Annotated in this window: 17 protein-coding genes; 15 read left to right on the top strand and 2 right to left on the bottom strand. The window is 47.7% G+C overall.

Features of this window, described 5'->3' with window-relative positions; translation table 11 throughout:
• Positions 1–41: 41 nt before the first annotated feature.
• Entirely contained in the window at positions 42–1,766 is a 1,725-nt protein-coding gene (locus ACIDITHRIX25_RS76570; protein ID WP_201733038.1) for an ABC transporter ATP-binding protein, read from the bottom strand.
• Positions 1,767–1,993: 227 nt separating this feature from the next.
• Between ACIDITHRIX25_RS76570 and bluB the strand changes: the two genes are divergently transcribed.
• The 4 genes from bluB to ACIDITHRIX25_RS76550 all read left to right on the top strand — a co-directional run bounded on the left by bluB (position 1,994) and on the right by ACIDITHRIX25_RS76550 (position 7,564).
• Positions 1,994–2,644 carry a 5,6-dimethylbenzimidazole synthase gene (bluB, locus tag ACIDITHRIX25_RS76565; protein WP_407071680.1) on the top strand — a complete coding sequence of 217 codons (651 nt, stop codon included), beginning with the start codon at positions 1,994–1,996 and terminating at the stop codon, positions 2,642–2,644.
• Positions 2,645–2,901: 257 nt separating this feature from the next.
• Entirely contained in the window at positions 2,902–3,453 is a 552-nt protein-coding gene (locus ACIDITHRIX25_RS76560) for an NAD-glutamate dehydrogenase domain-containing protein (RefSeq protein ID WP_201733037.1), read from the top strand.
• Positions 3,450–3,806, top strand: coding sequence for a hypothetical protein (locus ACIDITHRIX25_RS76555; protein ID WP_201733036.1), 357 nt, complete (start codon positions 3,450–3,452; stop codon positions 3,804–3,806). Before ACIDITHRIX25_RS76560 ends, ACIDITHRIX25_RS76555 begins: the two co-directional genes overlap by 4 nt.
• Positions 3,807–3,877: 71 nt before the next feature.
• Positions 3,878–7,564, top strand: coding sequence for an NAD-glutamate dehydrogenase domain-containing protein (locus tag ACIDITHRIX25_RS76550; RefSeq protein WP_249685726.1), 3,687 nt, complete (start codon positions 3,878–3,880; stop codon positions 7,562–7,564).
• Here the strand turns inward: ACIDITHRIX25_RS76550 and ACIDITHRIX25_RS76545 are convergent.
• A complete protein-coding gene (locus ACIDITHRIX25_RS76545) occupies positions 7,561–8,085 on the bottom strand; it encodes a methylated-DNA--[protein]-cysteine S-methyltransferase (protein WP_052605551.1) in 525 nt (174 codons plus the stop codon). The genes ACIDITHRIX25_RS76550 and ACIDITHRIX25_RS76545 overlap by 4 nt on opposite strands.
• Positions 8,086–8,479: 394 nt before the next feature.
• Here ACIDITHRIX25_RS76545 and ACIDITHRIX25_RS76540 point away from each other — a divergent pair, with 394 nt between their 5' ends.
• From ACIDITHRIX25_RS76540 to atpG, 11 genes are all read left to right on the top strand, one after another.
• Complete coding sequence (locus ACIDITHRIX25_RS76540; protein WP_201733035.1) at positions 8,480–9,181, top strand: L-threonylcarbamoyladenylate synthase; 702 nt, start codon at positions 8,480–8,482, stop codon at positions 9,179–9,181.
• A 129-nt stretch (positions 9,182–9,310) separates the two neighbouring features.
• Entirely contained in the window at positions 9,311–10,618 is a 1,308-nt protein-coding gene (gene glyA / locus ACIDITHRIX25_RS76535) for a serine hydroxymethyltransferase (protein ID WP_052605549.1), read from the top strand.
• A gap of 101 nt (positions 10,619–10,719) precedes the next feature.
• Positions 10,720–11,898: a glycosyltransferase family 4 protein gene (locus ACIDITHRIX25_RS76530; RefSeq protein WP_052605548.1), complete on the top strand. Its 1,179-nt coding sequence runs from the start codon at positions 10,720–10,722 to the stop codon at positions 11,896–11,898.
• A 134-nt stretch (positions 11,899–12,032) separates the two neighbouring features.
• On the top strand, positions 12,033–12,527 hold the full coding sequence (locus ACIDITHRIX25_RS76525; RefSeq protein ID WP_052605547.1) for an AtpZ/AtpI family protein: 495 nt from the start codon (positions 12,033–12,035) through the stop codon (positions 12,525–12,527).
• Positions 12,528–12,644: 117 nt separating this feature from the next.
• Complete coding sequence (locus tag ACIDITHRIX25_RS76520; protein WP_082058617.1) at positions 12,645–13,076, top strand: Cg1360 family ATP-synthase-associated protein; 432 nt, start codon at positions 12,645–12,647, stop codon at positions 13,074–13,076.
• A gap of 1 nt (position 13,077) precedes the next feature.
• Positions 13,078–13,845: a F0F1 ATP synthase subunit A gene (atpB, locus tag ACIDITHRIX25_RS76515; protein ID WP_052605545.1), complete on the top strand. Its 768-nt coding sequence runs from the start codon at positions 13,078–13,080 to the stop codon at positions 13,843–13,845.
• A 344-nt stretch (positions 13,846–14,189) separates the two neighbouring features.
• Positions 14,190–14,459, top strand: coding sequence for an ATP synthase F0 subunit C (gene atpE / locus ACIDITHRIX25_RS76510; protein WP_082058616.1), 270 nt, complete (start codon positions 14,190–14,192; stop codon positions 14,457–14,459).
• Complete coding sequence (gene atpF, locus ACIDITHRIX25_RS76505) at positions 14,460–14,990, top strand: F0F1 ATP synthase subunit B (protein ID WP_052605544.1); 531 nt, start codon at positions 14,460–14,462, stop codon at positions 14,988–14,990. It abuts the gene before it with no gap.
• A complete protein-coding gene (gene atpH, locus ACIDITHRIX25_RS76500) occupies positions 14,987–15,871 on the top strand; it encodes an ATP synthase F1 subunit delta (protein WP_201733034.1) in 885 nt (294 codons plus the stop codon). Before atpF ends, atpH begins: the two co-directional genes overlap by 4 nt.
• Before the next feature lie 16 nt (positions 15,872–15,887).
• Positions 15,888–17,426, top strand: a complete 1,539-nt coding sequence (gene atpA, locus ACIDITHRIX25_RS76495) for a F0F1 ATP synthase subunit alpha (RefSeq protein ID WP_052605542.1) — start codon at positions 15,888–15,890, stop codon at positions 17,424–17,426.
• Between the two features lie 2 nt (positions 17,427–17,428).
• A complete protein-coding gene (atpG, locus tag ACIDITHRIX25_RS76490) occupies positions 17,429–18,337 on the top strand; it encodes an ATP synthase F1 subunit gamma (protein ID WP_201733033.1) in 909 nt (302 codons plus the stop codon).
• Positions 18,338–18,421: the final 84 nt, after the last annotated feature.

Genomic DNA, 18,421 nt, shown 5'->3' with positions numbered 1-18,421 from the left:
TTATTGTTGGCCTAACAGATGGCGGCTAAAAGTTCAGGTGGCTATTGTTTTAGGACGAGTTGGGTTTCGAAGAGGTCTCGGTAGACTCCCTTTTTCTCCAGCAGTTCAGCGTGTCGTCCTTTTTCAGCGATTTTCCCGGATTTGATTACAACGATTTGATCTGCGGCGACGATCGTAGAGAGTCTGTGGGCGATCACTATCGAGGTTCGGTTGGAGAGTAGGTTAAAGAGGGCGCTCTGAACTGCTGCCTCATTTTCCGTATCTAAATGAGAGGTTGCTTCATCTAGGATTACGATTTCAGGTTTTTTTAGAAAAACGCGAGCAATTGCAAGTCTCTGTCGCTCACCTCCTGAGAGCCTATATCCACGTTCGCCGACTAATGTGTCGAACCCATCGGGCATCTCCATGATCGTTTGATAGATCTGTGCCCCTTTTGTTGCGGCTATAAGTTCTTCATTTGTCGCATCAGGACGGGCGAAACGCAGATTTGACGCTACGGTGTCGTGGAAGAGAAATGTTTCTTGTGATACTACTCCTATATGGTCGCTCAGGTCTTGAAGTGAGATTTCACGGAGATTGATACCATCGAGAGAGATCTCTCCCGCATCTGGGTCGTAGAGGCGTGAAATGAGCGAAGCAATTGTTGACTTGCCAGCACCTGAAGGCCCGACAATGGCCGTCATTGTTCCGGGTTCAACGATAAATGATATGGACTCGAGCGCTACCGTGGTTGAAGGTTGCACATCTGGCGCCTCTGAAAAGGGCGTTTCAATGTCAGGGTAGGTGAAATCGACATTTTCGAAGGCGATTTTGCCCTCTATCTCTTTGATGGCTTTGGGAAACTCTGGATCTGTGACGGTTGGTGCGACGGCGAGTACCTCTGCAACTCTATCGAAAGAGACTAAAGACTGAGAAAGGGTTACCTTGAGAGTTGCCAAGTCGGTAATTGGTGTATAGAGGTTGGTGGCAAATTGTGTCAGCGCAACCAAGGTGCCGATGGTTAGTTGGCGGTCCAAGGCGAGACGTCCACCTATAAGGTAGATACCAGTAACGCCAAGTGCCGCAATCAATGAAACTGCTGCTCCATATAGGCGACCAGCTACTGCTAATTTGATCCCTGAATCTCGAAGTTTTCCAGCTCGATAGTCGTAATTGTGAGTCTCTCTTGTCACATTGCCAAAAAGCTTTACTAAAAGAGCGCCTGAGACGTTCATTCGTTCGGTGGTTAGATTGGATAGTTGAGCATTGGCTTTCATCTGATTCCTTGCCAATGGCGCGATTCGGCGCCCCAGCTTTCGATCTACTACCACAAGGAGCGGCATGGTTACTAAGGCTATTGCAGTAGCGGACGGTGAGAGTTTTAGCATTATGAAAAGTGTGAATGTCAAAGTCAAAACGTCGGAAAAGACACTTGAAATAATCGATATTGCCTGTTGGGAGCCGAGGACGTCATTGTTGAGGCGCGACACTATCGAACCAGATTGGCTCTTTGTGTAAAAGGCAATGGGAAGTCGTTGAAGATGCGCAAAGAGTGCAGAGCGAAGGTCAAGTATTAAGCTTTCACCCATCTTTGAGCTGATCCATCTCGAAGCGACACTGATTGTCGTGGATGTGACAGTCGCGGCGAGCGCTGCTCCTACTAGAAGATATAGCAGTGAGAGTGATCTTTTGGGAATCGCTGTATCGATGATTGACTTTGTAATGAGTGGGGGTGCGAGATCGATTAGCCGCCCAAGGCCTATTAGGAGAACAAAGACGATCAGCATCCGTTTATATTTAGCTAAAAATGACCAGGCCCGAAGGATGGCTGCCTTGGAGATCGCGTCTTTGGTATTGTCCCATCGCCGCTAGTTCTCGCATAGCGCATGTATTGCATATGGTAGACCTTTACTTTTATTTATCTTATTTGTAACGTCAAAAATTGAATTTCATTCAACCTGTTGATTGTGATGATGAGTTATCAGTTGAAGAGATCTTAGAACGGAGTATTCATTTGATAGACATAGATGGTTTTTACGAAATCATTCAGATGCGGCGGGACGTGAGGAATGAGTTCATCGGTGGTCCGATGGATCAAAGCAAACTGAAACGTATTCTGAGAGCTGCGCATCAGGCACCTTCAGTCGGAATGACTCAACCGTGGGACTTTATTCTTGTGGACGACGACGCTATCCGCATCGACTTTCGAGATCACGTCTTGGTGGAGCGTTCTAAGTTTTCGGACCGGCTTATTGGAGAAGCGCAGGAGACTTTCAACCCTATCAAGATCGAAGGAATCATGGAGTCAGCCATCGGAATCGTAGTGACTTATGATCCGAGCCGGGGTGGGTCAGCAATTTTGGGCCGCAATACTATTGATGAAACAGGACTTTATTCGGTGTGCTTGGCCATTGAGAACCTTTGGCTAGCCGCTACCGCTGAAGGATATGGCGTTGGATGGGTATCGTTCTATCAAGAGTCCTTCCTCTGTGATCTGGTCGGGATCCCTTCTCCGCTACGGCCGATCGCATGGCTTTGTCTTGGACCCATTTCGACGCTTATGGAGGTTCCAGATTTGGAGCGCTTCAACTGGAGAGGGCGCCGCCCCCTTGAAGAAGCACTTTTTCAAAATCGCTACGGTGAACGCTTGAAGCTGGACCTCTGATCTATTTCATGTGCCCTCATTGGTCTTATCTTTTTTGGCCAAACTTATGCGATGTCAATCGATAGATTCAAGAAAGAGTCATATCTCGGCGAATAGGAGATAGCAAGGTGCTCTTCTTGGTAGATTTCATCAACAGCGCTAATTACAACACGTGAAGTTGGATAACTTTCGATAATCAATCGCAAAAAATTGCTTATTTATCAGAATATGAATGTAAGTTGACTAACGGTTGACTGATAGATCACAAAGGGGTGGGAATGGTTAGCTTTTCAGGGGACGGAACTGATAGTAACGGGAGTTGGTCCAAGAGGCTTGCTCAAGTAGGAGTTGAGCTGACGAAGGGACAGGAGCGCTTTGTCGATGTACTTGCCGCTTCGTTTGACGCCAGCTTCGAGAGGTTGTTTGGTGAGGGTCGCATCGTTCCTTACCTTGAAACATCTTTGGAATTAGCGATTCGGCTAGGACAAGATGAGTACGCTTTTTTGTTGGGAGATGAGGGGCAAACCTCGGCTAGCGACCATGGTGAGCATCTCTTGACCATCGATGTAGCCTCGATCGATCAGGCGCATCTAGTCGACTCATTCGTAGCAATACTCGGGAGGTTCGGCTATTTTCCCGAAGTAACACTACATCCGCTTTTAACGCTAGAGCGCGATAGCGAATTAAATATTGTAGATGCATATCGAACCGGAACCAAAGAAGCTTCTGGTCGAGTTGAGTCTTATATCCACTTTGATGTAAAAGCTAACCCAACAGAGCTGGAACTCGAGGCGCTAAATAGTGCTTTTGAGGACCTTTTTCATTTTTGAATCTGATCAATTCTTCTAACGCAGACTTTTATAGGGACCAGTCTTATAAGACTTGGACGCAAGGTGCATTTTTTGGAGATGACGAAGGATTTGTTCCATTGGGAGCAAGAATAGGGCCTTCAAATAGCGGAATTTTAGAGCGTTTGGGACCAGATGAAGCTTCTAGAATTCAAAGGTCATTTTCCAAGGACTCCAAGAGGCCACACCTGGTCAATGTGATTTCACCCGTAATGGCTACCGAGGCATTGATAGTTGGTCCTGCTCATGATGGTCAAGGTAACGAATCAGGTTACATCGTTGGACTTGGCTCCAAAGCTATGCTCGCTAGCGGGATGGACCTTGAAATCGCCTAACTAAGCTAGGCGAACTTCTCAATATTCCAGTTGAGAGCTACTCCTATCGTGAACTAAATGAACTTGTCGCAATGATTGCGCGCATCGAACTTGCGCTGATAGACCAGTCGCAACTTCAAGATATAATTTCATCTCTTTTGATTGCCCGTGAGACTAATCAAATTGCAACCTTTATTTCGTGTCTGTGCTGTGATGAAGCGTTACGGATTTACCTTTACGTCCCTACCATTAGATACAAGACCGGTATGGATGCCACAATCGCAGCTCAACTTAATGCTTTGAATAATGAGAACGTCGAATTTCACTGCGTTGAGGCGAGAATTGATGCTCGGATGGCCCGAGTGGATATCGACGTAGTTGCCCTCGACGACACAGACCTAATAGCGAACCTTTTGGAGTACTCAAACTTAATTCAATCGGTTGGCATTAGTGTCTCAAGAAGTTGGTATGACAAGCTTGAGGAAGAGTTATTCAATCGTCATGGTGACCGGCTTGGAACCACTTTGGCACATCGCTACGGAAACGTCTTTGACGGAGCTTATAGGAATGACTATAGTGCCCGCATCGGAGCTGATGATGTAGATCGAATTGAGTCGGCACTTGAGACCGACGGTATTTGGGTTGGATTTACCTCGGAGGTCGATCGTCATCCTTTGATAGAACTTCGATCTAATATTGATATTCGTCTTAGAATAATTCATCTTGGCGAGAGGCGACACCTGTCGAATCTGCTTCCTTTAGTAGAGACTTTTGGTTTGTCGGTAGTGGATGAAGTTCCATATCAGATGGTCTCACCTTCCAATGGCGCGCCAATTTGGCTTTATGATCTGGGGGTCCAGCTAGCTGGGGATGACTCTACTATAGTGCATGAACGGCTAGTTCTCTTTGCGCGCGTCTTTGGTGATGTCTTTCTCTTTGGACTTGATTCAGATCGATTGAACTCTCTCGTGCTTCGTTCTGGCCTAGATGCCACAGCAGTTGTCTTGTTGAGGACTTTGGTTTACTATCAACGCTTTACGACGAATGGATTATCTATCGACCATGCGGTCACTATCGTTGCCTCCTATCCAGGCGTTGCTCGAGGGTTAGCCAACTACTTTGCAAGTCGATTCTGGGACTTCACTAACGATGATGAATCTCTAGCCAAAAGGGCGACTGCTCTTTCTGAGATTGATCAGATTGAGATTCTCGAACACGACGTCTTCTTTAGGCTCCTTGTGGCTATCTGTGATGCGACATTGCGTACAAATCTGCACGTTCGAGAGCACCCAGGCGATGCTGGCGTTATAAAGTTTGATTCCAAGCGGGTGCCTGGCTTGATTGAGCCGGTTCCAATGATCGAGAGCTATGTATTTTCTCCGACGGTGGAAGGGATCCATCTGCGATCTTCTTTGGTGGCCCGTGGTGGAATTCGATACTCGGATCGCTTAGATGACTACCGAACTGAGATTTTGGGGTTGATGAAGGCTCAAGCGGTGAAAAATGCTGTCATCGTTCCCCATGGCGCCAAGGGTGGATTTGTCCTCCGAGGTTCAAAACGCGATGAGCACTCTGTCACTTCGGCCTATGACTCATTCATATCAGGGTTGCTTTCAATTACTGACAACATTGTAGATACGAAAGTGTTACACCCTAGAATTGGCAAGATATACGATGGCGATGACCCGTATTTGGTGGTTGCAGCCGATAAGGGTACCGCAACATTTTCGGATCGGGCAAATAAAATCGCGATGCAAAACCAATTTTGGTTAGGCGATGCCTTTGCTTCTGGTGGTTCGGCTGGATATGACCACAAGGATATGGGAATTACCGCAAAGGGAGCATGGGTGTCAGTCCGCCATCATTTTGCTCATATTGGGATTGACCCAGAGCGTGACCCGATAACTGTAGTTGGTATCGGCGATATGAGTGGCGACGTCTTTGGAAATGGCATGCTTCGATCGCGCTCCATACGACTAGTGGCGGCTTTTGACCACAGAGATATATTTCTTGATCCAAATCCCAACCCTGAAGCGAGTTTTGATGAGCGAGAGCGGCTCTTTGGAGTCCCCCGTTCCTCATGGAAGGAGTACGATCAATCGGTTATCTCCGCTGGAGGAGGCGTTTTCTCTCGAAGCCTCAAGTCAATTACCCTCTCAGAGGAGGCAGCTCGCTCATTGGGAACGGTCGGCGGGAAATATGCCCCAAACGACCTGATCAAAGTCATTCTTTCATCTCCTGTGGACCTGCTTTGGAACGGAGGAATCGGAACTTATTTCCGTTCATCAGGTGAATCAGATAGTGATATCGGCGATAAGACTAACGATTCGGTGCGAATTAGCGCAGCCAATGTCTGCGCCAAGGTCATAGGTGAGGGTGGAAATCTTGGGTTGTCTCAATTGGCAAGGATTGAGATGGCTCAAAAGGGGATTCTGATCAACACAGATGCCATCGATAACTCTGCTGGCGTGGATACATCTGATCATGAGGTAAATCTAAAGATTTTGTATCAACACACCTCTGGCTTGAAGGGCAATGAGCGAGATACTTTGCTCTCTGGTCTTACAGGAGCCATTGAGGATCTAGTTTTATCTGACAACATCTGGCAGAACTGGGCGCTATCACTGGCAAGTTCAGAGTTCGATCAGATGCGAGGCGCCTATATAGAAGCGGTGGATGCGTTAGAGCGTGATGGTGGTTTGGATCGAAGAGTTGAGTTCATTCCCGACAATGAGCAGTTGGGTAGCCGATACTCTCTGACTCGACCAGAACTGTCGGTGCTACTCGCCTACGAGAAATTGAAGATAAAGTCCCTTTTAGGGCAGGCCCACGTGGAAGCGCTGGACATATTTTCCAAGCGAGGGTTGCAATATTTTCCTGATTCTATTCGTGATGCGGTCTCTCATGACATCGAAGACCACCCCCTTTGGCCCGAGTTGGTTGCCAACCAAGTCGCGAATTTAGTTGTCAATATTGCTGGGGTTAGCTATCTAACTCGAACAGTGGAAGAGTCTCGCCGGGACGTCGTTGAGGTTGTGGCGCGATTCTTAGAGGTCGATTCGATCTTTGATACCTCTAATAAACTTTGGAGGTTGATGGGCGATACTCAACTTCGATTTGATAGCGCTCTAGTTGGATTTACCGGAGCGGTTAGATTTCAGGAGAGGGCGACAAGGTGGCTCTTGCGTGATATCGGAGAGTCTCGGATAGCCGATCTTGATCGATTTAGGTCTACTTCATCTTTTCTGATCGACAATTTTGAGGAGTTGCTTACGGAGAGGTATCGAAAGCGTTTCCCAACTTCAGCTCAATTTAAATATGCTCCAGGGAGTGCTGGTGCATTTCGACTTTGGCAGCTATCGAGCTTTGCCACTTCCATTATGGAGATCACCCATCTTTGTGGCATGTACCCAACTAACTCAATTTCAGATTTAGCTGGCATGTTTTTTGAAGTTGGAGAGACCCTTGCGGTGCCAGAGTTGCTTGATGCGGCAATGGCACTTCCGCGTCGCACAAGTTGGGAGCGACAGGTGCGAATTGCGATTCGTGATGAGATAGATTCGGTGCATATTGGGGCATTTAGGGCGATAGTTAATCTTGACAAAGCCAGCGATCGGCGGGCAAAGTTGGCAGCCTACCAAGAGCGGGGAGCCTCTGAACTTGCGAGATCAATCTATATAGACGAGCCTGGTTCTTCATTCGACAAAGATGCCGGTAGCGATCGATTGGCGATGCTAGTCGTTGGCACCAGACGCCTTAGGGCAATTGTTGGCATCTAATTACTCCTAAAGTAGTTCTCGTGAGCCAAGAGATCTCTCTTTATTTCTAGACCAAAGGCATAGCCACCGAGGGATCCGTCAGAGCGGATCACTCGGTGGCATGGCCGAAAGATGGGAATGGGGTTTGTGGAACATGCCCTGGCTGCAGCCCTGTGAGCCTTAGGGTTACCAGATCGATCGGCCAATTTTCCATAGGATATGACAGTTCCTGGAGGGATCGAATCGATAGCATTTTGAGCTATAGCGATAAAGTTGGCGGTTGTCGATGACCCTAAAGAGCGTGGAATCAGTCCAATCTCCAAGAAACTGCCTTTGTTGTAGGCATTTATCGCCTCTTGTATCCTTTCTTGAAGAGCATGCAGCTCTGTACTCTTCTGAGCGTCTTGTGGCGATACAAAATCTAGACCGCCCGGGATTGAAGCGGAATTAGGAGAGACAAAGTCGCTGGATATTATTCCACCTTCTTCAAAGACCACTCTAAAATCGCGATCTAGTAGCTTTAGCGTTGTTGTACTTATCAATTTGTTCTAACCTTTTTTCTACTTCTTTTTATTGACCATTGGATTTTTGCATCTTCTTTTCTATGAGGTTAATGTAAATGATGACAGTGTCCTCGTTTCGTGAAATGCGACAGTTGGGTTGTTGTGGCTTGGTGGGTCTATTTCAAGTAAATTTGTTCGAAGTCTAATTTGAATCTTTGCCCTTATCCTATCGACTACTCTGGGCGCAATTTTTCTGATCTGGAGGGTGGACTTTGGCGTATTAGTTCTCGATTGACTCGGCCAAGATACTCGATTGGCTCGAATTGCTGGTGATTCCTGAGAGCTTGGCTACTTAGAGCAATTTGAAATTTCGAAAGAGTTTGCTTTTTAATTTAGCCACCTAAGTCAACAATAGCATTTAGCATTTTAAGAGATGAAGGGTTCAACAGCTAAATTATTGATCAGGCCAGTTGGCACTGGAGATTTTGGGGTCGTAAGCGAATTTCTCTCGAGCGCCATCCCGCAGTGGACCAAGGAATCTCTTTTTGACCTCTATGAGGGTGGCGCAGTGGTTATGTTGCCAACCGATACAGTATATGGTCTTACCTCTCGAATCGATACTGATGGCGCCGATAGGATCTATGAGATTAAATGCAGACCGCGAAGTATGGCCCTTCCGGTTGTAGTTGGAAGCATTGAACAAGCCATTGACCTCTTTGACTTGAGCGATGAGGTGATTCGTCGCAAAGTTGAGCTTTTAGCTCAGCGCTTTTGGCCAGGGTCCCTTACGATAGTTGCCCCCAGAGATAGAGAACTTATCTTTAGAGGCGGAGATTTGTATGATCGCACTATTGGGGTCAGGGTGCCAGACGATGATATAGTAAGACAAGTTACCTGTGCTGTGGGGCCGATCTTTGCAACCTCTGCCAATTTGCATGGGATGCCTTCGATTGTGAGGTCAAAAGAGATTTTCGCCGCTGATAATTTACCTTTAAAAAATAGCATCGATGCCATCGTAGTTTGTGACGGCCTATCGAGTGGAATATCCTCAACTGTAGTCTCTTTAATCGATGGTGAGCTGGCGATATTGCGAAAGGGCTCTATAGAATTTGATGAGATTATTTCGACTCTATAGGCGGATTTGAGACGTCGACTTTGGTTGATTTGAACTTTTGACACTTTTAGTTTGGCCTCTAGAGAAGTTAAAACCTCAATTGGTTCGGGTAGAGTAGAGCTATAACTATTTAAGATCGGCGGTTGAGTTATGAATTTAGGTGTTGAAGATCTATACCCAACGATCACGGACTCTGATCCCGAATTATCTGAAATTCTTGGCCTCGAAATGCAGCGACAATCGGGTACGCTTCAGCTAATTGCTTCTGAGAACTTCACTTCGAAGGCGGTCTTAGAGGCGACCGGTTCAATTCTGACAAATAAGTATGCCGAGGGATATCCTTCGAAGCGATACTACGGCGGCAATATCTATATCGATCGCGTGGAAGACCTAGCTCGAAATAGGCTCAAGGCGCTTTTTGGCGCCGAGCACGCGAATGTACAACCACATGCCGGGGCCAACGCTAATGCGGCAGCATATCTGGCTCTTCTAAAGCCAGGAGCCACAGTGTTAGCCATGAGGCTTGACCAAGGCGGACACCTGACTCATGGTTCTCCAGTGAACTTCTCTGGTCAGTATTACAGATTTGTCTCTTATGGGGTCAGCGCGGCTGACGGTGATAGCGGTGAGCGAATTGACCTAGAACAGATGGAAGAGGCCGCTAGAACTCATCGTCCGAGTTTGATAGTCGTTGGGGCTACCGCCTATCCCAGGATTATTGATGTCGAACCTGTGCGAGCTATAGCCGATTCGATTGGGGCGACAGTACTCTTTGATGCAGCCCACGTAGCAGGTCTGATAGCTGGAGGTGTCTATCCTAATCCACTTGGATCTTCCGAAGGTGGTGCGAACAAGGGCGCTGATGTGATGACCTTCACGACCCATAAGACCTTGCGGGGTCCACGTGGCGGTGCGATTGTTTGTACCTCTCAGTTTGCCCAAGCGATCGATAAGGCCGTCTTCCCGGGCCTTCAAGGTGGACCACTTGAGCACGCGATTGCCGCTAAGGCGGTGGCATTCCAGGAGGCTTCCCTCCCGCAGTTCCAAACCTATCAGCAGAATGTCGTGCTAAATGCGAAAGTATTGGCTAGTGCCTTAGAGCAAGAGGGATTTCGCATTGTATCTGGTGGTACTGATACCCATTTGATCTTGGTTGACTTGACCCGGTTCGACCCAAATCTATCCGGCAAAGAAGCACAAGAAGCGCTGGATCTAGCGGGAATTACCTGTAATCGAAATCAGATTCCATATGATACACGTTCGCCATTTATTACCAGTGGTTTGCGATTTGGAACTCCTGCCATGACGACGACTGGTATGGGAGCCGACGAGATGAAGTTGGTGGCAACTCTAATTGGACGAAGTCTACGCCATCGCGATGACGAGAAGTACCTACAGTCGATCCGTGAAGAGGTCGGAATTCTTTGTTCCAAATTTCCACCCCCTCCTTTTGCTTGAGGAATTTGGGTTTTTAAAAAGGGTAGGATTTGTGCAAGAGGACGCTGATCTTATGTGGCGAAGGTGCGGCGCCTCCATCGAAGAATTGATGCGTTCTTGGGATGAGTAATTACGTTGTGGTATTTTTGGTCGCAGCGGTTACTACTTATTTGTTAACCTTTGTGGTTAGGCGCTATGCAAATCGAATTGGAGCGGTAGTCCTTCCGGACGCACGAATGGTCCATGAGCATCCCACTGCCACAGTGGGTGGTTTGGCCATGGTTGGCGGATTTATAGTTGCCATGGCAGTCGCCTATTTCATGGGTGGATTTTCGCTAATATTTCACGGCTCTAGTGAGGCTTTGGGTGTAGTCTTGGCGGCGTTAGTTATGGCTGGCGTAGGGCTGATTGACGATCTAAAGGATGTCTCTGCTCCGGCTAAAGTTGCAGGTCAAGTCCTGTCCGCGAGTCTGTTGACCTTCTTTGGGGCAACGATGTTTTACTTTCGGGTGCCTTTTGCTGGAGTGGTAGTTTTAGCTCCATCGTTTGTCCCGCTTCTTACAGCTCTTTGGGTCGTTGCTATGGCTAATGCAGTCAATCTTATCGACGGCCTCGATGGCTTGGCCTCTGGTATCGTGGGGATAGCCTCGTTCTCCTTTTTTATCTACGCCTATAAATTGGTGCAACTCGGATCTCTCTCATCTAATTCGATAGGACCATTGATCGCGGTTATAGTTGCCGCCGTGTGCGTCGGCTTTTTACCTCATAACTTTCATCCGGCCAAGATCTTTATGGGCGACACTGGAGCGCTTTTTTTAGGACTGTTGATGGCGGCATCAACCTCAGTCGTAGGAGGTCGTACCAGCGACGTCTCGGGAGAGACCTTCTTCTTCTTCGCTCCGTTATTTATACCATTTGTAATCCTTGGTGTTCCAATGACGGATATGGTATTTGCGATTATACGTAGAACCGCCAAACGTATGAGCGTCTCCACTCCAGATAAGGCACACCTTCATCATCGCCTTTTACAGATGGGCCATGGTCATCGTAGGAGTGTTTTGATTCTGTGGGCATGGACGGTCGTTCTCTCTGGAATGGTCCTTATCCCGCTCTTTACCAATAGAGGTAATGCGCTCATTCCTGTACTTCTAGCTGCATTGGGTATCATGTTGTATACACTCTTTCAGCCAGCTATAAGATCGCGAACGCTGGCGAAACCGTTCCCCCGTGTGAAGTTATTTCTATCTCGATTCTCGAGGTTAAATCAGGGGCGAGTTAGAGGTAATCATTTTCGGCGATAAATGATTCAGCGTTTTCTTGAGGTTAAAAGGTGCCTTGCATTGATTTTCATGAAACAAACAGGTAACTAAATGATTACCAAAGCGGCTGTTGCGGTTAGACTTTATGGTCGTTTGTCTAGAACGGATAGGATAGAGTGTCTGACCAAAAGGCTCCTTTGCCATCGCGATTTGCGAAGATGTTGATAGGTAAAAAAAAGAACCCAGCGACTCCTTCGTCTAACTCGCCTATCTCGCAGGCCCCTTCAAGTGAACGGGGGGATATCTTTACCTCGGCGATAGAGATCACCTTTATCCCCATAATCCTCTTTGGCATAGGGTTTTTTGTTGATCACGAACTCCATACCCTTCCAATTTTTTCTATCTTTGGCCTTCTTTTTGGGTCCATCGGCGTTATTTTGCGCATCTATTACGGTCTTACAGGAATCACTCCGAATCAAATTGGACTAAAGCGACCATCGTCGGCTAGCATTGTCTCTCGGTTCGATTCCGACTCTTCAACGTTGGATTTGAGCCGGAGATCACTTTTGAGTGCAGATTTGACGCTCTCTGACGATGTCCTTGACGCAGCAAAGGTGCTCGACGGTGGAGTTGATTTGAGTAAGACAAATTCTGACGGTACGAGCAAGTGATTTAGGTCAACTTCTTATCTTTTAGGTATCGGCAAGCTTTGCGCGACCTAAATAACGTTGATCAAAAATAAGAGGTTCCAAAGGGGATCTCTACGGATCTAAGGACGGAAAGTTAGATTGGCTAACAGGCAGCGCAGCAATGCAATAGAGGCGATGATGAGCCGCCACATGGTTAGGATTGCGATTCCGCTTGGGGTATTGGTCATTGTGATCGGCACCTTGATCGGTGGTTTTGACGGTTTTGTCTCAGCATTGATTGGCGTTGGGGTCGTTACATTGAACTTTGCCCTGACCGGTCTATTTATAGGTCGTGCCTCTGAGAATTCACCGATTGCCGCCATGGTAGTTGCTTTGGGCAGCTTCTTTGTGATTTTGTTAGCCCTAACTTTGTTTGTTGTTTTAGCGCATAACGCAAAATGGTTGAATCTTAGGATCTTTGGCATTAGCATGATTGCGCTACACCTGGTTGTTTCAGGCTTGGAGGCTCGAAGGGTCTCGGGTCGAATGGCCTATTCAGGAATCTTCCCATCCAAGAAGGAGACGAAATAGCTTGCAATATTCCGCGATAAATTTCCCACCGATTGGGGAGGTGTTGAACTGGAAGCCTCTTTTCTTTGGGGGCAGCTCGTTCGCATTCAACAAGGTCGGGTTGATTACGGTTTTGGCGGCGCTAATTACGCTATCGCTCTTTTGGATCGCTGGCCGCCAAAAAAAGATGGTGCCAACTGGCGTCCAAAATCTAATTGAAGCCTCTGTCGACTTTATAGATAAGTCGATTGCGCTAGATGCGATGGGTCCAGAAGGACTCAATTGGTCTCCTTTTTTGACTGCTCTCTTTTTCTTCATCTTTTTATGCAATGTCTTTGAAGTGATTCCATTTTTTCAAATGCCTGCGACTGCACGAATGGCAGTTCCGGCACCGCTGGCATTGGCGGTCTATGCGACCTTTATCGTCGTCGGAGTTAAAAAGCGGGGTTTAAAATACTTCAAGGACGCTATCGTCCCTCCCGGCGTTCCTGCAGGCGTTTTGATAATTTTGGTTCCGATTGAAATTCTTTCAACTTTTATCGTTCGACCATTTGCTCTGGCAATTCGTTTGTTCGGTAATATGTTGGCTGGCCACCTCTTGCTGATCACCTTTACAGTGCTCTCAGAAGCTCTTTTTGTTAAAGGTATCGGCCTTATACTTCTGCCTCTTCCATTTGCCATGTTGACTGCGCTTACCGGTTATGAGATCTTTGTAGCTTTGCTACAGGCTTTTATCTTTACAACCCTGACTGCTGTTTACATTGGTGACTCTTTAGCAGGTTCGCACTAGGCAAAAGGAAGAAGTTGTTTCGCAGTTGAGCTCGAAAGTGTATGGAAATAAATTGAGAGCTCAATTAAATTTAAATTGTAAGGAGGTGGCTGGGTCCAAGACACATTTGATCCACCAAAGGTGAACTTTGATTCTACTTTGAATCAGAAAATGTGACATTAGCGATGAAGTCGCTTTTCAAAGTGTTGAGATTCAATGGGAAATGCTATATCTATAGGTTGCCTATTGAAAATCTAAGTTGTCCTATGGTCAAACGTAGGAAATAGTGTTAAAAGATTCTATTCTTTACACTCGTTCGTAAATTTACGGGAAGTTCCCGTTTAGGAGGTATTCGGTTGTTTCACATGGTTTTGGCGATAAACGCCGCCATCACGCAGAATGTAAATCTGCGTAAAGGTCTGGCTGAGCTCGGATCAGGTTTAGCCTATGGTCTTGCAGCGCTAGGACCTGGTATTGGTATTGGTTTGATCTTCGGTCAAGCTGTCTCTGCGATCTCTCGTCAACCTGAGACCGCAGGCCCAGTACGTAGCCTTGCATTCGTTGGTTTCGCACTTACAGAGGCGCTCGCCCTCATCGGTTTCGTTGTCTTTATTCTTTTGAAGTACACCGGCTAAATGACCCCCACAATCTTTGCAGCCACGCAATCTTTCAACCCAATTTTGCCGGCAACAAACGAGATCATATATTCAGTACTTTCTTTCGGCTTACTTTTTGTATTGCTGGCTAAGTACGCGTATCCTCCGGTAAAGGCGATGATGGCTAATCGCACTGCCAAGATTCAAGGGGACCTAGACAGTGCTACTGCTACTCGCACCGAGGCGGAACGTCTCCTGATGGAGTACAAAGAGCAGCTGAATGAGTCCAAGAAAGAGGCGACGCGCATAATTGAGGAGGCTCGAAAGACCGCAGAAGTTTTGCGTCGCGACCTTCTGGCTCGTGCCGAAGATGAGGCTCGTGAGCTTCGGCTTCGAAATGACGAGGCTCTTCGAATCGAAAGGGATCGAGTCGTAGGCGAAATTCGCGCTGAAATGGCAACTTTAGCCTTTGATATCGCCGAGAAGGTTATCCAAGTAGAACTCGATCGCGGCGCCGCTAGTGCGTTGATCGATCAGTTTTTGAGTGAGATTGAGGCGACACAGTCTTGAGAGAACAGCTTCGAGGATATGCCCAGGGCGTAAAGTACCTGGCGCAGCGAGGCGGAGTTAGCAACCTCGACCACCAGGTCGTGGTTCTGGCTGACTTCGTTCATGAAAATGCCGAGCTTCGAGAGATTGTCTCTGACCCATCTATCACAAGTGAAGTTCGGGGCGAAATTATTGCCGACCTCTTTTCAGATAGTTTGTCAGAATTCGCCATAGCGGTTGCCAGGGCTTCCTTTGAAATAGAGGAGCCAGGTAAGGTCGTCGAAGCTCTCATTATGTTAGGTCAAGTTTTAGGTGAGCCCCTAGAAGCTGCAACTGGGGCCCTTACTACTACGAGCCGGGTTAGGGCTTATGGAAGGGCCCTTTTGGAGTCCATGGATGGGCCAGGTGCGATTGGCGCAGCCGAAGAGATGATCTTCGACTTTAGAAATTTAGTAGAAGCAAATCCGAAGTTGCGTCGAGCTCTCTCTGGGATTGGAACAAACGCGTCCCAGCGGGTAGGAATTGTTGATGATCTACTTGGACATGGAAGCGATGACACGTCACAGAAGTTCATAGAGATAATGAGATTCTGTGCGTCCGCAGGGCGTATTCGGGATATCGTGGACGTTTTGGATAAGATCATTACGATTGCGGCGCATCTTCGAAATACAAAGATTGCGCATGTGAGAGTCGCTAAAGCTCTAGATGATCAGCAGCTTTCGCTCGTGACATCGGCCCTCTCGAGACTCAGTGGCGCGGCTATTGAGGTACGCGAGGTCGTCGACGAAAGTGTCGTAGGCGGAGTAGTGGCTGTCGTTGGCGACACCATTTACGACGGAAGTATTCGCCACAGGTTAGAACAACTTAAGGGTCGCATGCAAATGGCGACTGCCACTAGATAGGATCGGAAGGCAACCAATGACGGAGTTGTCAATTAGTGCAGACCAGATTGCTGAGGTATTGCGGGCGCGTCTCCAAGGGTATGCTCCCAATGCTACCGGCGAGATGGTCGGCCGTATACTTGAGATTTTTGATGGTATTGCTCGAATTTCAGGGCTGCCACAGGTCGGCGTTAACGAACTTTTGGAGTTTGAGAACCAGACACTGGGCTTAGCACTTAACTTGGACGAAGATACCATTGGCGCAGTTATCTTAGGAACTGGCGAAGGTATCGACGAGGGCCAGATCGTACGCGCCACTGGACGTATTCTTTCAGTCCCAGTTGGCGATGGTTTGCTGGGTCGAGTCGTGAATGCACTTGGTGTTCCAATTGATGGTAAGGGCCAGATCGAGAGTGATACATCGAGGCGTCTTGAGGTCCAAGCTCCCGGTATAGTAGATCGTCAGCCGGTTACGGAACCTCTGCAAACTGGTATTAAGGCTATCGACGCGATGACGCCTATCGGGCGAGGCCAGAGAGAACTTATTATTGGGGACCGCAAGACTGGTAAGACATCAGTTGCGCTTGACACGATTATCAACCAAAAGGGCCAAGGCGTAAAGTGCATTTATGTCGCCGTGGGCCAGAAGAATTCAACTGTAGCATCTGCAGTCGCAACCCTCGAAGAGCATGGAGCGATGGATTACACGGTGGTTGTAAACGCTTCTGCCTCTGATGGGGCTCCATATAAGTTTTTGGCTCCTTATGCAGGTTGCGCAATGGGCCAGCACTGGATGGAAAATGGCGAGCATTCGCTCATTGTCTATGATGATCTTTCAAAGCAAGCTGAGGCATATCGTCAGCTTTCACTTCTGCTGCGTCGTCCACCAGGTCGTGAGGCCTATCCTGGAGACGTCTTTTATCTTCACTCTAGATTGCTAGAGAGAGCTGCAAAGCTTTCCGATGCTCGTGGAGGTGGGTCTTTGACCGCGCTGCCAATCATTGAGACCAAGGCTGGAGACGTCTCGGCCTATATTCCAACCAACGTGATCTCCATCACCGATGGTCAGGTCTATCTAGATAGCGATCTCTTTTATTCTGGCGTGCGTCCAGCTATCAACGTAGGTATTTCGGTCTCACGTGTTGGTGGAGCAGCTCAAATCAAAGCTATGCGCTCTGTCTCGGGAACGCTAAAGTTGGATCTCGCTCAATTTCGCGAATTGGAGGCTTTTGCCGCATTTGGTTCTGAACTAGATAAGGTCTCCCAAGCTCAGCTCGATCGAGGTTATCGTCTTACTCAGATCCTCAAGCAACCTCAGAATGCACCTGTTTCGGTAGAAGAGCAAGTCTTAGCTATCTTTGCTGGTACTTCTGGAAGGGTTGATGACGTTCCTGTTGAAGCGGTTTCGAAGTTCATCGAGGAGTTGGTTGAATTCTTCAACGCCAATGGTGCTGCCTTTATGGAAGAGATTCGAACTAAGGGTTCGCTTCCAGACACCAAAGCCATGGGTGAATTGATCGATCGATTCAAGGCTGGCTTTGATGCTACCAACGCGATGGCAGGCGGGGAGGCTTAACAGTGGCCGGCGGACAAGAACGGATATTACGCAGGCGTATAAAGAGCGTTCAAGCAACTAAAAAGATTACAAAAGCCATGGAACTTATTGCTGCTTCGCGAATCGTGAAGGCGATGGGTCGTATCAATGATGCGCGACCTTATTTTGTCTCAATGAGTAGCGTCATAGAGCAATTCGCTTCATCTGCTGGTCTTCCAAAGAGTAAGTACCTAGGTGATCCCAAGGTTGGTGCCCGTGGTCTTTTGGTTGTTACCTCTGACCGTGGACTTTGTGGTTCTTTTAACTCTGCCCCGTTGCGTTTTGTAGAGCGAAAGCTCCTTAGCGCCAAGGGGATAGGGGAGCAATATCGTATCCTTTGCGTAGGTAAAAAGGGAATCAACTTCTTTGGCTACCGCAATATCGATTTGGATCTTGCTTTGCTTGGAGTCTCTGAGCGCCCAACTTACGAGCATGCTCGTACGGTTGCAAAGGCGGTTCTTGACTTGTTCGATTCTGGTGCTGTAACGAGCGTGGATATCGTCACTACTCGCTTTTATTCGGCTGGATCGCAGAAGATGGAGGTAATTCCGCTTCTGCCTATCGATCCAGCCACACTTGTAGCATCAGGTGGAGGGGATTCTTCTCTATCCTTTGAGGTCGAACCAGCTCCAGAGGAGATTATCGATCCCCTTATGGCGCTGTTTATAGAAGAGAAGATCTTCGCTTATCTTTTAGAGGCCTCGGCTTCGGAGTATGCGTATAAGCAGCGAGCTATGAAGTCTGCTACAGAGAACGCCGAGGAGCTGGTTAAAAAGTACACTCGTATTATGAACCGGGCTCGCCAGGACGCGATCACAACTGAGATAATGGAGATAGTCGGTGGCGCCGAGGCACTTAGGTCATCTGATAGCGAAGCCTTAGATGTCGATTAGCCCTTCTACGGTGGCGGCTTAGAGTCATCGCATTTGTTTTTTAGAGGATTTCCAATTTTGGCGCTCATCGGTGGGCATGGTTTT

Source organism: Acidithrix sp. C25, from assembly GCF_904848545.2.
Note: the sequence above shows the minus strand (reverse complement) of the source record. Positions and strands in the feature narration are given on the sequence as shown.

Bases quoted from the DNA above. Each gene is read 5' to 3' on its own strand.
- ACIDITHRIX25_RS76570 (WP_201733038.1), bottom strand. From the start codon at position 1,766: ATGCTGATCGTCTTTGTTCTCCTAATAGGCCTTGGGCGGCTAATCGAT.
- ACIDITHRIX25_RS76560 (WP_201733037.1), top strand. From the start codon at position 2,902: ATGGTTAGCTTTTCAGGGGACGGAACTGATAGTAACGGGAGTTGGTCC.
- ACIDITHRIX25_RS76550 (WP_249685726.1), top strand. From the start codon at position 3,878: ATGATTGCGCGCATCGAACTTGCGCTGATAGACCAGTCGCAACTTCAA.
- ACIDITHRIX25_RS76540 (WP_201733035.1), top strand. From the start codon at position 8,480: ATGAAGGGTTCAACAGCTAAATTATTGATCAGGCCAGTTGGCACTGGA.
- glyA (WP_052605549.1), top strand. From the start codon at position 9,311: ATGAATTTAGGTGTTGAAGATCTATACCCAACGATCACGGACTCTGAT.
- atpF (WP_052605544.1), top strand. From the start codon at position 14,460: ATGACCCCCACAATCTTTGCAGCCACGCAATCTTTCAACCCAATTTTG.
- atpE (WP_082058616.1), top strand. From the start codon at position 14,190: ATGGTTTTGGCGATAAACGCCGCCATCACGCAGAATGTAAATCTGCGT.
- ACIDITHRIX25_RS76530 (WP_052605548.1), top strand. From the start codon at position 10,720: ATGAGTAATTACGTTGTGGTATTTTTGGTCGCAGCGGTTACTACTTAT.
- atpA (WP_052605542.1), top strand. From the start codon at position 15,888: ATGACGGAGTTGTCAATTAGTGCAGACCAGATTGCTGAGGTATTGCGG.